Genomic DNA, 13,665 nt, shown 5'->3' with positions numbered 1-13,665 from the left:
AAGGATCGCCTGGGATGAATTCCAGGCGATCCTTTGTCATATCTGCAGCGTTTTCTCCAGCACGTGTTCATGCTGTTTCTCCATCGTATGGATTTGGTTCAATTCTTCCAGTAAATCATGGATGGAAAGCAATTCGTACAATAAGATGGTTTCGCAGGAAAAATGTTGCCTGATTGACTTGAACTCCTTGCTATAAAGATCATGATGATCTTCCCAAAATTCCTGGAGCAGTTCTTTCATCAGGATGAAATGGCCCTCCTGCATATCATATGAAGGATGATTCATGATCGCTTTGATCGATTGGATGGCTGAAAGGATCTTTTCCTTCTGTTGTTCTGTAAACGAATGTCGGACAGGCAGATAGACCAGGTTACCAATATGGAAATGAATCTGCCTTAAGAGATTGAGCTTCTTGAATTGGTAATGATGGTCACGCAGTTGCTGACGGCTCGAGCGGTGAAGCTTCATTTCCTCTTTTTGATAGTCACATAGCATATTCGTTTTGTCGATTTCCCTATTGATGTCAGTGAAGATCAGCTTTGTTTCCCTGTGCAGGGAGTGCCCCTGAAGCACTTCGATTCCTCTTCTCTCCAATAAATTACCGGTCTTTACATACAAATCGTGAATATTACGGCTGATGATCGGTGAATATTTAGGTGGTAAAATCCATAAATTCACCAATGTAGAGACAATCAGCCCCAAGCTGGTCGATCCGAGCCGGATGAAGAAGGTGGCAATATAATGATCATGTATGGTCGGGATCATGGCGATGCCTGTCAGGGTGGCCACGAGGATACCGGCATCAAGGCGGAGCTTATGACAAGTAATGATGGTCAAAATGGCGACGAGGGCATACGTTACTGCATGATGCCCAAGTAAAGGAGAAATGATGACCGCAAATAAAGCACCGATCGCAGATGCGGGAAATCGTATGAATGCTTTCTTGATGGAATCGGCAGCAGTAGGTTCGATCGTGACAATCGCGGTGATGACTGCGAACATGGCCGGCCAATTCATGAGTTCGCAGACAAAGGCAGTCAGAAATACCGCGATCCCAGTCTTCGCGATCCTCCCTCCTGCAAACCTGAATTTTTTTAAGAAATTCATAGACTATAACCCTTTCTGGAAAAAACTCTTCTACTAACCATTATAAATAAACTTTCCCAAAAAAGAAAAAGGGTTCCGCAAATTGAGAAGGAGTCAGTAGCAAGAAATTTTCTGTAATCAAAATGCTGTTCCGTAAAACATTGTTGTTAAAAAAGGCGAAATCTTGCACGGAATCGGGCAGCTGTGTTTACAGTGCCATATAAACTTTAAGAAAATCGCCAACCAAAAAAGAACTGTTCAGAATGAACAGTTCATAAATATAGCATTATCTAAGAGGTAACGGGCGTAAAGAGATGCGGATGGAGCGAGGCATCGTGTTTTGATTCTGTGCCTCTTTTAAGAACTTGTACATCTGTTTGCCGGCAACAGCGTTTGCGGAATGGATGGTGATCGAGTTAGCAAAAAGTTGATGCCTTACCATGTAGTGTACAAGCATAAGTCCGTTTCTCGTTTTGCACTTCAAGTCATGATCCAATGAAAGATGAGAGATAGAGTACCTCTTGAGCAGGTCGATACATTCGTCGATGTCTTTTGCGAGAATGTAGCCTGGGGGACAGTGTCGATAATCATCCAAAAACACATTGACTGTCATAATTTATTCTACTTTCGTTGATTTGACTTACCTTCACCCTAACAGACTAGTGGTTGGACTTATATAGGTACAAAGAACTATTAAATTGAAATATTATTGTACAAGTGTATTAAAAAGATTGTATAGCACCCTGTAGTCATGCTTAATCACTGAATATTACGTATATATTCAATTTCGCCCCAGGATCTTCAGCAAGACGTCTGGCCGGTCTGTAATGATTCCGTCAGCCCCGGCACGAATCAATTTTTCCATTGTTTTCCTATCATTGATCGTCCAGTAGTGAACAGCAAGATTGAATCGGTGAGCCCCTTCAATCAGGCGGGGGTCTGTTAAATCGATGTCCCCTTTTTGCAAGGGAAGCTGGAATGCATGTACGGTAGGCTTATATAAATTCCGTAAAAATACCTTGTGTAGAATAACAAATTTCCTCACCTCTTGGGTCCCCCCCTGTACAGCTACGCGCCCTTCCGAATAAGTCCCGAACCGATCTATGATCGACTGATCGAAGGAAGCGATCAGAACACGATCTTCCATTCCGTACTCGTTGATCAGATCCATCAATTTCTTCGTTATTTCATCCATTCGCTCACGGGGATTGTCATCCTTGATTTCAATATTTATTTTCATTTTGTTGAAGCGCTGGAATACTTCTTCGAGGGTAGGGATGTAAACTCCCTTACCCCGATAAGGATATTCACCCTCGGGATCCACGAAATTGTAGCCCGCGTCGAGCCGCTGCAGTTCTTGTAAGGTGTAGTCGGCTACAAGCCCCTGTCCGTTTGTGGTGGCATCGACGGTGGGATCGTGAATGGTCACGAGATGGCCGTCCTTGGTGATATGTATATCCGTCTCAATGACATCGACCCCTAAGTCAACGGCATTCTTAAAGGCCGTGATGGTATTGCCTGGAGCAAGTGATTTTCCCCCTTGATGGGCAATGACGAGCGGTCCGTTATGGTCGCTTTCGAAGAATGGAAGGGTTTGTCCCTTATCTACAGGCATAAAGTAAGCGATGCTGAAAAAAGATGCAATCAATAGAATGAGTGATAACATCAAGGTCCATTTTGCTGACCATTGAGGGAAGGGACCCAGTTTCGTATTGTTCATAGACGTTCATCCTTCGTTAAAGTAGTTGTCTGATTTCTTCTTCCTTATATCTATTAATGGAAGTGTCCGGAAATGATTGGTTTGGCCAATAAATTTCAGTTTCATTTATAAATGAGCTTTATAGAGTGTTTTTTTCTCTGTAGAGTAAAAAAATTACTTTAAAGAGAAACTTTTCTTGATTTTAAGCGTAATATATATTACCTTATAAAGTAAGGAGGCGAATTGGATGAAAGATAACTTATCGTTGAATGTGTCACTGCTCAGGCGGAGGGTCCCCAATCTGACAACGGCTGCTAAAGCGGTGGGACTCAGGCCGGCTACAGTCTCAAACCTCTGTACCGGAAAAATATCGGTGGGGCGCGCGGAAGTCAGGACCTTGGTCACCCTGGCCAACCTGGCGAATTGTTCATTGGACGAATTAATCATTCAAGGGGGAAAATTAAGTATGATTGAAACGGGAATCAAGTCGGTCGATTTGTTTGCTCCGATTGTCAAAGGCGGTATAAACGGTTTTGTTGCAAGGGCTCAGGTCGGCCAATTGGTCGTACTGGCTGAAATCACACAAAGCTTGAAAGAAAAGGGCTATGAGATCATTTTGTTGACTCCCGATCGGGATTACGTGGGGATGAGTGACCTCGAGGGGTTTGTGAATGTGAAGGTCCATTCCGTGGACGATGCGTTCGCAGAAGTCTCTTTACGGGAGGACAAGGAAAAAATCATTTTACAAGTGGACCGGGCATTCGTCGTATCAGGAGAGGTATACGAGATGCGGGAAAGATTTGAAGCAGAGGGGTATCCGGATATCACGACGATCTTATTCGACCCGAGCGGAACGGCTGTTGATGAAGACGATCCGTACGGTCCTCTAGATACTTTATGTTATTTTGATATCGACCTCGCGAGCCGTGGGTTATATCCGGCGATTCATCCGGTTCAGTCAACGTCTGTATTGGTTGAGGAAGACAGTCTTGAAGATGAACACACGGATGTTAACAGAAAAGCGAAGAAGCTGCTTAGGCGATACAAGGAGATTCGGGTCCTGCTGAATTCACTTGGGAAGGATAAGCTGCCAGATTCAGATCTTGAACTATTTTCCATCGGAGAAAGGATGGAGGCATACCTGAGCCAGCCGTTCCACGTAGCTGAAGAGTTCACAGGGGTCAAAGGGGAACAGGTATCCGTACAGGATACGATTAAAGACATAAAGAAGATCCTAGCTGGCGAGTATAGCAACCTAGACCCAGTCGCGTTGAAGTTTAAAGGGAAGATAAGCTGACGTTTCAGCCTCTGTCGGATCAGCTGAGACGGCTGAATGTAGGATTTAAACGCCTTTAACCAGGCGTTTTTTTTCTTTCGTCGGACCAATATCCCTACCAAACGACTTTTTTATTTAATTCTCGACAGGAAATAAAGGGATTCCCCCCTTCAATGTCGTATGAGTATAGTACCGATGTCATAATTCGTTGTTGGGAGTTAAAAGGATGATTATTGAGAAATTGTTATTGCATGTATTGATAATCTTAGCTCCAATATTGATTCAGACCTCTTTATTAGAACATCACCGATTAGGGAAGTCACCTGTATTCATAGGGATTCTGCACGGTATTGCGGCGTTTGCCTGTTTGATCTTCGCATATGAGAGCTTTGGGCTCTTTTGGGACTTCCGCTATATCCCCCTGGTGCTGTCGATGCTATATGGCGGCAGGAAAGCAGGGCTGATTGTCATGGTCTTCATCATGGCGGCCCGGATCATTAATGGTGGGGACGCACTCCTGTTTGGGTTTATCAGTCTATGTTTAGCAGGGCTTCTACCCTTCCTCATCTCCAATAAATTCTGGTCATATACCCCTAAGAAACGAATCACCTTTGCCGTGTTGCTCGGATTCTGGCCTGCTTTTGTGATGCTTGGCATCCTGCTTTCGTTTTCGTTGATCCGTGGGATTCCTCTTTCGGGGAATATTGAGATGTTGACCTATGTCCTCATCTTCGGAGGCATTCAAGTATTGGGGGTGGGACTTGCTGCCAGGCTGAACGAATGGATGATCGAGAAGAGTATCCTGAGGGAAGAAATCATTAAATCAGAAAAACTGAACACCATCGGGGAATTGGCTGCATCCATTGCCCATGAAGTGAGAAACCCCTTAACCGTCGTAAAAGGGTTCCTGCAATTGATGAAAAAGCAGGTGAAAGGTGATCATCATGAATATCTGACGATCGTACTCAGTGAACTGGGAAGGGCAGAGGAGATCATCAATGATTATCTTAATTTTGCCAAGCCTGAATTCGAAAAGGTGGAAGACGTGAACCTGAGGGAAATCCTGACCGATGTCACTCTCTTAATGAATGCGTATGCCCTAAAGGAAGGCGTACACCTAGAAGTAAACAGTAATGAAGATGTCTATCTAAAAACCGATCGGAACAAACTGAAACAGGCATTCATCAATGTGATAAAAAACGCCATTGAAGCCACCCCGTCTCAAGGGAATGTGACTGTCGGGGTTGAAGTGAAAGGGAATCTGGGGATCATCACTATACAGGATACGGGTAAAGGGATGACCAAAGAAGAACTTTCGCGGATCGGGACCCTGTTCTTTACAACCAAAGACCGCGGTACTGGCCTTGGTACAAGTGTTTTCAAAAGGATTGTGGAGGCACTGGATGGGGTAGTGCATTATGAAAGCGAGGTAAATAATGGGACTACCGTGACCGTGCAAATACCGATTGAAAGGAAAGTAAACGAAGTTAGGAAAGAGAATGCGATGTAATGAAACACTTAGTGGAACTAAGTGTTTTTGTGTTTTTTTAGGAAGTTATGGTTTTGAATGAAGCTGTGATCAATAAAACCGAACGGAATCGGTGGTTCGGGGACGGCCATTCGTAGGGGGGAGCCATTCCGCATTTACATCCCCCATTTACCGTACATATGTTCCGTGATAGGATAGAAGAAATGAATGACGAAACCGAGCGTGCATGCGACGATGACAGTCCCGATTCCAACTGCTCCATGGGCGACCATGGCAAGGGTGATCGCAATTGCCTCATTCAGGAGGCGGGCATTCCGCAGATTGAGGCCGAAGCGGTGATGAATGGCGATCATGAATGTATCCATCGGACTTGATGGGAGTTTGGCAGGGAGATAGATGGCGATGCCAATGCCAAGAATGAGTATTCCGATAAGCACAAAGGCCAGCTGTTGCAGAAATCCATAAGGCTCGGCCCAAAATAGGCCGCTTTTGATCCAGAAATCCACCAGCATGCCAATGATGAAGATTGAGATAGCCGCGAGCCATTGAATCCGCTCCCTTAATAATAGGGCGTTGATGACGATGAGGATGCACCCGTTGAAAAAGATGCATGTCCCGATACTGAGATGAAATAAATAAGATTCCCCTACGGCCAGTGCATCCCAGGGAGCGGCTCCCAGGTCCCCTTTGATGATCAATGAGACTCCTAGAGATAGGCATACCAGTCCGATGCAGTAAAAGGCGAATCTTACTTTCATTCTATGGTCCTCCGTTCAACTTGAGAAATTGGTCTTCTATCCAGATTATGAGTTGTCCCGGTCGGTTAGAAGTGTTTTTCCGATTTCAATGATTAGTTTTCAAAGGTCTCTAAAAGAAAGAAGGGTGAAAGGGTATGGAAAAAGTGAAGGTCTCCGTAAGGGAACTGGTTGAATTCGTGCACAGGGAAGGGAGCATCGACCTGAGGTTTCAAGCACGTTCTTCCATGACGATTGGAACGAGGCTTCATCAGCTCATACAAAAAGGATATAAAGACGGTGATGAAAAAGAGGTGTTCCTGAAAGGGGACATCATCTCAGAAGAGATCCATTATGTACTTGAAGGCCGTTGTGATGGCATTCTATATCATGACGGAAAAGTAAAGATCGATGAAATAAAATCCACTGCCAGAAACCTGGATGAGATTGAGGACGGCTCCCGTGTTCATTGGGCACAGGCGGAGTGCTATGCCTATTTACTGGCAAAACAAAAAAGACTGGATTCCATTGATATCCAGCTCACCTACATCCAAATAGACACCGAGCAAGTGAAGATAGTTGAACGAACGGCTAGTATCGATGATCTCGAAGACATCGTCAGAACGACCCTCATCGCGTTTACACCATTTGCAAAAATCATTTCACATAACCAAAAAGCATTTAAAGACAGTATCCCAACTGTTTCATTTCCTTTCCCCTCATTCAGAAAGGGACAGAAACAGCTCGCGGGGGCGGTCTATAAAACAATCTCTGAAGGGAAGACACTCTTTGCCAATGCCCCGACCGGAACAGGAAAAACCATTTCGACCCTGTTTCCTGCCATCAAAAGCATGGACGGAGGAAAAGCCGGAAAGTGGTTCTATCTGACAGCGAAAACCATCACACGGACAGTAGCCGAGGAAGCCCTTTCCCAACTTGAGAAACAAGGATTATCCCACACCTCGGTCACCATCACGGCAAAAGATAAGATCTGCTTCAAAGAAGAAACAAGATGCCAAAAAGAGTACTGTGAATTTGCAGACGGCTATTACGATCGAATCAATGACGCCCTCATGGATATCCTCAAGTTTGAATCAGTCATGACCCGCCAGGTGATTGAACGCTATGCGCTGAAACATAAAGTATGTCCATTCGAATTTTCAATCGACCTTTCTTATCTTGTCGATGGCGTGATCTGTGATTATAACTACGTATTCGACCCGAAAGTCTCGTTAAAAAGATTGAGTGATGAAAGCAAGAAACGGACGGTGCTCCTGGTTGATGAAGCACATAATCTCGTGAACAGGGGACGAGAGATGTTCTCCGCTTCCTTAAGTCAGTCATCGTTCCTCGAAGTGAAGGATCTCCATCGGGAACGAGGGGATTTACAGAAAAGCATTTCTGCTGTCCATAAACACTTCATTCTGATGAAAGAAGGAATGAAAAAGGAAGGCGATTGGAATGTAGAAGCCGATGGAGAGCTTACCACTGTCATCGAGTCATTCGTGGAAACCGCAGAGAAATGCCTCGGTGAGCAAGGAAGGGAGTGGTCGCAATCATTCATGCAGCTCTATTTTGATGCCCTGCACTACGTCCGCATCTCTAGGCTCTACTCAGGCGAACATCGTTTTGTATTAGATGCTTCCGGAAAGGATTTGACGGTGAAACTTTTCTGCATCGACCCATCCAGGATGATCGCAAGAGGGTCCGAACCGTATCACTCCTCCATCTTCTTCTCGGCGACGCTCCACCCTTTTTCCTATTATTTTCAACAGCTTGGAGGAAATGAGGATGACTACCGCTTCCTCATTCCATCCCCTTTTGAAAAAGAACAATGGAAAGTGGAAATCGATCCGATCTCCACAAGGTACAGGGACAGGGAACGGACACTGGCAAGGATCGTCCAGTCGATTGTCGATGCCTTCAAAAACAACCGGGGACATTTCCTCGTTTTCTTCTCCTCGTATGCATACCTACGAGAAGTTCATGAAGAACTGTTGGGGCACTCGCTTGACGCTGAGTTTGTAGTTCAGGAAACGGATATGAAGGAAAGGGAAAGAGAGGAATTCCTTGAAAGCTTTCAAGCTGAAAAAAAACAGCGAGTCATCGGACTTGCCGTCCTTGGCGGAATATTCTCTGAAGGGATCGACCTGAAAGGAGATCGCTTAAATGGCGTCATAATCGTCGGTGTAGGGCTGCCACAGCCCGGTTTGGAGCAGGAAATGATGAAAGAATTCTACCAAGGGCAAGGGAAGAATGGGTTTGACTACGCCTATGTATACCCTGGCTTGAACAAAGTATTCCAGTCAGGGGGAAGACTGATCCGTTCAGAAAAGGACAGAGGCGTACTGCGATTGATTGATGACCGGTACTTAAAAACACCCTATCGTTCACTGCTTCCGGAGGAATGGACCCCGTTTGAGGTGATTAGGTAAAGGCCGATGATAGGGGTGGAGCACTTATTGGTGATTGAATCCGGACGTGAATATGATCGATTTCCTTGGTGGATACATAAGATCGCCGGTCGCATTATTCTTCAAATAAAAACAAGGTACGTCCCTCATTGCGTTAAAGCAATGAGGGACGTACCTTTATAAGTAAACGATTAGCTGAATGAAGGGTCTTTCAGTAAGCGGTCGAACTCTTCTAAGTGATGGGTTTCGTCCGCAATCATGTCCTCCAGCTTGATAACCAGTTCAGTCAGGCCGAGTTCCTCGGCTTGCTCTTTACGCTTCTTATAGCGTTCGATTGTATCAGCCTCTGCCTTGCGACCTTCTTCTAGCATTGTCTTTACATCGTCCGTCTGCTTGACAGGAGCGGGAGTCGTTGTAGGCTCTCCGCCTAATGTTTTGATTTTTTCCGCTAAGTATAGAGCATGTCCTTGCTCATCTGGAATTTCCTCTTCGAAGAAAGGCTTTAATACTTGACGATATAAACCGCTGACCACGGCAGCGTAATTTGTGTAGAGGATGACCGCGGCATATTCGTTTGCCAGGTCTTCATTTAATCCATCAATTAATTCTTTTTTCTTTGCATCCATTATGTTACCACCCTTTTTTATGTTGTTTATATAGGTTATTTACCCATCAAAGTCATAGTGTAAACATACAGAATGACAATAATTGAACATCAATATTTTGCCTCGAAAAGGGGATTCTAAACATATAAACAGAAATGCGCCCCAACAGAAGACGAATGGCTTCGGCCGATCGCCTAGATATGGATGCGCGAGAGAAGGGAGGGAAAGGGATGTCCAAGGAAGGCAGACAGAGTATGGATCAAACATCTGAACAGCTTGCAAAGCAAAAAGCACGTAATGACGTGGAGTTTGGTTCTGATCCCACAGTCGGGAACAGCCCGAATCAAAGCCAGAAAAAAAGTGGAAAGCAAGTGAACAAAAAATAAAATCATGAATATCTTCTTCGATGAAAGAAGAACCTAAGCAGTAGAAAAGGAAAAACTCCTACGAATGCCCGAAGTACTGGGTAGCGTGGGCTCGATTTATATTCAGGAGGTATAAACTCATGTCAAGAAGAATTGGTGTAGAAGAATCTTTAACAAACGTGGTTGAGGCATTGCGTGCAAAAGGGCATGATGTAGTGGAGCTTAAACAGGAAACAGACGCACAAGGTTGTGACTGCTGTGTCGTGACTGGTTTGGATTCCAACGTAATGGGCATCCAGAATACCGTGACTCAAGGGTCCGTGATTGAAGCAAGTGGTTTAAGTGCAGATGAAGTATGTCAACAAGTTGAAAGCAGACTTCAATAGTATAATGACGTTAAACTGATCACTAAGGAACGATCAAAGAAACAGGACCGCCAGATGGCAGTCCTGTTTTTTTGGTTCCAAACGTCAGCCTATGAACGCAAGGGGTTGATTCCTGATATGCTCCCTTAATAGGTCCGGAGCCGTCAAGAATAAGAGACCGTTTCCTTCTAGCGTTTTTGGGAAATTCAAAGGGACCGTCCGTTTGATGAGTTGAGCATATAACTCAGACTCTGATAGGTTCCGAGCGAAGGACGCCTGTTCGTACTCTTTAATGAGGGCAAGTGCCCCCGACACGTGCGGTGCAGCCATCGATGTACCGCTCAATTTTGCAAACTTATCCCCTGGTATCGTAGACAGGATCTTCTCACCCGGTGCGACCAGGTCCACTTCATTATTTGAGTTGGTGAAGTAGGAAGAATTTCGTTGAAGATCGATCGAGCCGACCGCGATGACTTCATTATAAGAACCCGGGTATGAAAACTCGTCCGTGGAACTGTTGGAATCCCCTTCATTCCCCGCTGCGCAAACAACCGAAATATTCGCATCGACCGCCCTTTTTATCACATCATGAAGCGGCTTGTAATCAGAAGGCCCGCCAAGTGACATCGAAATGATGTCCACACCCTGATCGATTGCATATTGGATTCCGTTGACAATCCAGTCATATTGTCCACTTCCCCTTTGACCTGCCAGTACCTTGACGATGAGTAATTCAGCAAGCGGCGCAACCCCTGCAACCCCCTGACCATCCTCATTGGCGGCAATCGTTCCGGAAACGTGCGTACCGTGTCCGCTGTAGTCTGTCACAGTATCCGCGTCACCGTTATCATCATCCGTGAAATTTCGACAGCCTTTGATCCTACCTTTCAAGTCCGGATGATTCACATCACAGCCTGTATCAAGAACCGCAACCGTTATCCCATTTCCTTTATAACCATTTTTCCAAAGACTTGGAGCTTGGATCAAATCAATGCCTGCAGGAATTTCATTTACATCAGCCAGCATTTCATTCATGAAATATGGAATCAACCTGATTTCACCTTGCATAGCAATCCCTCCTGAAAATGGTTTTAGCAACGATGTTAAAAATCTGAAGTTTCAGAAAATATAACATTTTTCGGACGAGATTTCCAGTGTAAATCGTAATAGGAAAATAAAACCAGTGTGTGGTGTTGGGGGGGCATACCTTTTGGTTTGGTGGAGAGCTCTGGGGGTGGAGTGGGTGCCAGGCACAGAAAGGCGGGATTGAGCCAGGCACAAAAGGGCGGATTTGAGCCAGGCACAGGGAGGCGGGATTGAGCCAGGCACAAACAGGCGGGATTGAGCCAGGCACAAAAGGGCGGGATTGAGCCAGGCACAGGGAGGCGGGATTGAGCCAGGCACAGGGAGGCGGGATTGAGCCAGGCACAGGGAGGCGAGATTGAGCCAGGCACAGAAAGGCAGGATTGTGCCAGGCACAAAAAGCTGGATTTGTGCCTGGCACGCCCCCACCGAGGATCCTTCATATTGCAGACGAATACTATGGAAGAACCAGTAATGAACCTCTCCTTTTTTTCATAAAGTGGAAATGAAGCTTAAATCAAAGGGGGAGGCATTGTTGAATTATTACCAATACGGCTATCCAGCTTATTCATATGTTCCCTATCGAAATATGCCTGTGATGGCGTATGCGATGATTCAGGGAGGTCCGCTTGCACCTGCAATAAATGGATATGTGTTTTTTCGTGATGTTCCGAATGGGGTGGAGGTTTTTGTGGAGGTGCATGGGCTTCCGAATTATGAACCGGGAAGCGAAAATAAAAAGCCCGTTGGCCCCCATGGATTTCATTTGCATGAAAAGGGCGTGTGTGAAATCGGTGATAAGGGTGATCCGTTCAAGTCAGCAGGTGGACACTGGAACCCTGATCAGCAGCTCCATGGCAATCATGCGGGTGATTTCCCTGTTTTGTTTTCCAATGACGGCTATAGCAAAATGTCCTTCTTCACGAATCGGTTCAAAGTGGAGGATGTCATCGGGAAAGGGGTCATCATTCACCAAGCTCCGGATGACTTTCAATCGCAGCCTTCCGGGGACGCGGGGAAGCGGCTTGCTTGCGGCGTGATCATGAAGTATGGGATGTAGCGTTCGGGAATAATCCTTTTTTTTAATAAAGTGCCTACTAAAAAAGAAAAGCGGACCTCCTTCATAGAGGTCCGCTTCTTCGTGTGATTAGATCACTCCCAGTACATCAAGCATAACGGCGATGATGAGGAGGGGGGCCACAAACTTGATCAAGAAGTACCATAGCTCGAAAAGTCCCTTCTTCAGTCGGCTTCCACGCTTCAATTCTTCGTAAAGCGCCGACTTTTTCATTTTTATTGGAATGAAAAGGGCGATGAGCAGGGAACCGATCGGCAGCAGGACATTGCTCACTGCGTAGTCTGCCAAGTCGAATACCGTCTTGCCGAATAGTAAGAAGTCGGATAAGACCCCATAAGATAAGGCGGAAGGGATCCCGCATACGAAAATGGCAAGTCCGATGATCCACGACCATTTCTTGCGTCGGGCCTGGTCCCCTTTTGCAATGACGGATACGATGATCTCTAGCATTGAAAAGGCGGATGTCAGGGCTGCAAACAGGAACAGCACAAGGAATGCGATGAAGAACAGCATCCCGAACGGCAGCTGGTCGAATACCGTCGGTAGGACATTGAATAGCAGGACAGGACCTGCACCCGGCTCGAGTCCGAAAGAGAATACCGCCGGGAAGACGGCCAATCCGGCCAAGAGAACGATGAAGATGTTCATCGCTACGATCGAAATTGCCGAACGTGGCAGGCTTTGGTTCTTAGGCAAGTAAGAACTGTACGTGACCATGACGGAAACCCCGACACTCAAGGTGAAGAATGATTGCCCCATTGCCTCCAGTATCGTTTGGGAGGTCACTTTGGAAAAGTCCGGTTGAAGCAGGAAGGAGATCCCTTCCATTGCACCATCAAGGGTGACAGCACGGATCACAAGGATGATGAACAATAAGAATAATGCAGGCATCATGATCTTGCTTGCCCGTTCGATCCCGTTCTGTACCCCTCTCGCAACGACTAGGATCGTCATCAGGATAAAGATGAATTGAACGAAGATACTCAATCCAGGATTTGAAATCGTTGCCCCGAAGAGCTCCCCGTATTGTTCGGAGGTGAGGCCATTCATTCCCCCGGTGACCGCTTTATACAAATACGCCACAATCCATCCGCCGACGACACTGTAGAAGGATAAGAGGATGAATGAAGTGACCATCCCGAGGATCCCGACCCAGTGCCATTTGGAGTTTGGTGCGATTCTTCTGTATGAATCGACGGCGTTACTTTGCGCAGTCCGGCCGATTGAAAACTCTGCAAGCAATAATGGAAGGCCGAGTAGTAAGGTAAATAGGATAAAGATCAGGAAAAAGGCTCCGCCTCCATTTTGACCTGCGGTGTAGGGGAACTTCCAAATTGCCCCGAGTCCGATTGCAGAACCTGCTGCCGCAAGGATGAAACCAAGTTTAGATGACCATTGTTCACGCTGACTCATATTCAATCTCCTTTCTTTACTAAAAAATGTACGATCCCGCTTTGAAAACAAAAAAATC

General features: G+C 45.8%; 13 protein-coding genes. 6 read left to right on the top strand and 7 right to left on the bottom strand.

The features are described from left to right. Window positions 1-36: 36 nt before the first annotated feature. The 3 genes from LCM10_RS13925 to LCM10_RS13915 all read right to left on the bottom strand — a co-directional run bounded on the left by LCM10_RS13925 (window position 37) and on the right by LCM10_RS13915 (window position 2,806). On the bottom strand, window positions 37-1,107 hold the full coding sequence (locus LCM10_RS13925; RefSeq protein WP_224876872.1) for an aromatic acid exporter family protein: 1,071 nt from the start codon (window positions 1,105-1,107) through the stop codon (window positions 37-39). 265 nt (window positions 1,108-1,372) lie between these two features. Further along, the gene (locus LCM10_RS13920; protein ID WP_224876871.1) at window positions 1,373-1,699 is read right to left on the bottom strand and encodes a cyclic-phosphate processing receiver domain-containing protein; all 327 of its coding nucleotides are present in this window, start codon (window positions 1,697-1,699) and stop codon (window positions 1,373-1,375) included. A gap of 168 nt (window positions 1,700-1,867) precedes the next feature. Further along, window positions 1,868-2,806 carry a glycerophosphodiester phosphodiesterase gene (locus LCM10_RS13915; protein WP_224876870.1) on the bottom strand — a complete coding sequence of 313 codons (939 nt, stop codon included), beginning with the start codon at window positions 2,804-2,806 and terminating at the stop codon, window positions 1,868-1,870. A gap of 226 nt (window positions 2,807-3,032) precedes the next feature. On the opposite strand from LCM10_RS13915, the gene LCM10_RS13910 reads away from it, so the two are divergent. Both LCM10_RS13910 and LCM10_RS13905 read left to right on the top strand, forming a co-directional pair. Continuing rightward, window positions 3,033-4,082, top strand: coding sequence for a hypothetical protein (locus LCM10_RS13910; protein WP_224876869.1), 1,050 nt, complete (start codon window positions 3,033-3,035; stop codon window positions 4,080-4,082). A gap of 205 nt (window positions 4,083-4,287) precedes the next feature. After that, the gene (locus LCM10_RS13905; protein ID WP_224876868.1) at window positions 4,288-5,571 is read left to right on the top strand and encodes an ATP-binding protein; all 1,284 of its coding nucleotides are present in this window, start codon (window positions 4,288-4,290) and stop codon (window positions 5,569-5,571) included. 134 nt (window positions 5,572-5,705) lie between these two features. On the opposite strand, the gene LCM10_RS13900 is transcribed toward LCM10_RS13905, so the two are convergent. Then, window positions 5,706-6,308: a YczE/YyaS/YitT family protein gene (locus LCM10_RS13900; protein WP_224876867.1), complete on the bottom strand. Its 603-nt coding sequence runs from the start codon at window positions 6,306-6,308 to the stop codon at window positions 5,706-5,708. A gap of 134 nt (window positions 6,309-6,442) precedes the next feature. Between LCM10_RS13900 and LCM10_RS13895 the strand changes: the two genes are divergently transcribed. After that, window positions 6,443-8,719, top strand: a complete 2,277-nt coding sequence (locus tag LCM10_RS13895; RefSeq protein WP_224876866.1) for an ATP-dependent DNA helicase — start codon at window positions 6,443-6,445, stop codon at window positions 8,717-8,719. A gap of 170 nt (window positions 8,720-8,889) precedes the next feature. Here LCM10_RS13895 and LCM10_RS13890 read toward each other — a convergent pair whose 3' ends face one another. After that, a complete protein-coding gene (locus LCM10_RS13890) occupies window positions 8,890-9,324 on the bottom strand; it encodes a ferritin-like domain-containing protein (protein WP_224876865.1) in 435 nt (144 codons plus the stop codon). A 209-nt stretch (window positions 9,325-9,533) separates the two neighbouring features. On the opposite strand from LCM10_RS13890, the gene LCM10_RS13885 reads away from it, so the two are divergent. Beyond that, a complete protein-coding gene (locus tag LCM10_RS13885; protein WP_224876864.1) occupies window positions 9,534-9,689 on the top strand; it encodes a hypothetical protein in 156 nt (51 codons plus the stop codon). A 119-nt stretch (window positions 9,690-9,808) separates the two neighbouring features. Further along, entirely contained in the window at window positions 9,809-10,054 is a 246-nt protein-coding gene (locus tag LCM10_RS13880) for a YkuS family protein (protein WP_224876863.1), read from the top strand. A gap of 84 nt (window positions 10,055-10,138) precedes the next feature. Here the strand turns inward: LCM10_RS13880 and LCM10_RS13875 are convergent, their stop codons facing one another. Continuing rightward, window positions 10,139-11,101: a S8 family peptidase gene (locus LCM10_RS13875; RefSeq protein WP_224876862.1), complete on the bottom strand. Its 963-nt coding sequence runs from the start codon at window positions 11,099-11,101 to the stop codon at window positions 10,139-10,141. 604 nt (window positions 11,102-11,705) lie between these two features. On the opposite strand from LCM10_RS13875, the gene LCM10_RS13870 reads away from it, so the two are divergent. After that, window positions 11,706-12,176 carry a superoxide dismutase family protein gene (locus LCM10_RS13870; RefSeq protein WP_224876981.1) on the top strand — a complete coding sequence of 157 codons (471 nt, stop codon included), beginning with the start codon at window positions 11,706-11,708 and terminating at the stop codon, window positions 12,174-12,176. 87 nt (window positions 12,177-12,263) lie between these two features. On the opposite strand, the gene LCM10_RS13865 is transcribed toward LCM10_RS13870, so the two are convergent. Then, window positions 12,264-13,607 (bottom strand): sodium-dependent transporter, encoded by a 1,344-nt coding sequence (locus LCM10_RS13865; RefSeq protein WP_224876861.1) that lies wholly within the window; start codon window positions 13,605-13,607, stop codon window positions 12,264-12,266. Window positions 13,608-13,665 lie beyond the last annotated feature (58 nt).

Origin of the sequence: Rossellomorea aquimaris, assembly GCF_020171925.1 — a bacterium.
In the GTDB taxonomy this organism is placed as follows: Bacteria; Bacillota; Bacilli; order Bacillales; family Bacillaceae_B; genus Rossellomorea; species Rossellomorea aquimaris_F.
Note: the sequence above shows the minus strand (reverse complement) of the source record. Positions and strands in the feature narration are given on the sequence as shown.

Excerpts from the sequence above, each read along its gene's own strand:
- LCM10_RS13865 (WP_224876861.1), bottom strand. The coding sequence starts at position 13,607 with ATGAGTCAGCGTGAACAATGGTCATCTAAACTTGGTTTCATCCTTGCG.
- LCM10_RS13885 (WP_224876864.1), top strand. The coding sequence starts at position 9,534 with ATGTCCAAGGAAGGCAGACAGAGTATGGATCAAACATCTGAACAGCTT.
- LCM10_RS13875 (WP_224876862.1), bottom strand. The coding sequence starts at position 11,101 with ATGCAAGGTGAAATCAGGTTGATTCCATATTTCATGAATGAAATGCTG.
- LCM10_RS13895 (WP_224876866.1), top strand. The coding sequence starts at position 6,443 with ATGGAAAAAGTGAAGGTCTCCGTAAGGGAACTGGTTGAATTCGTGCAC.
- LCM10_RS13890 (WP_224876865.1), bottom strand. The coding sequence starts at position 9,324 with ATGGATGCAAAGAAAAAAGAATTAATTGATGGATTAAATGAAGACCTG.
- LCM10_RS13915 (WP_224876870.1), bottom strand. The coding sequence starts at position 2,806 with ATGAACAATACGAAACTGGGTCCCTTCCCTCAATGGTCAGCAAAATGG.
- LCM10_RS13920 (WP_224876871.1), bottom strand. The coding sequence starts at position 1,699 with ATGACAGTCAATGTGTTTTTGGATGATTATCGACACTGTCCCCCAGGC.
- LCM10_RS13905 (WP_224876868.1), top strand. The coding sequence starts at position 4,288 with ATGATTATTGAGAAATTGTTATTGCATGTATTGATAATCTTAGCTCCA.
- LCM10_RS13910 (WP_224876869.1), top strand. The coding sequence starts at position 3,033 with ATGAAAGATAACTTATCGTTGAATGTGTCACTGCTCAGGCGGAGGGTC.
- LCM10_RS13925 (WP_224876872.1), bottom strand. The coding sequence starts at position 1,107 with ATGAATTTCTTAAAAAAATTCAGGTTTGCAGGAGGGAGGATCGCGAAG.
- LCM10_RS13870 (WP_224876981.1), top strand. The coding sequence starts at position 11,706 with ATGCCTGTGATGGCGTATGCGATGATTCAGGGAGGTCCGCTTGCACCT.
- LCM10_RS13880 (WP_224876863.1), top strand. The coding sequence starts at position 9,809 with ATGTCAAGAAGAATTGGTGTAGAAGAATCTTTAACAAACGTGGTTGAG.
- LCM10_RS13900 (WP_224876867.1), bottom strand. The coding sequence starts at position 6,308 with ATGAAAGTAAGATTCGCCTTTTACTGCATCGGACTGGTATGCCTATCT.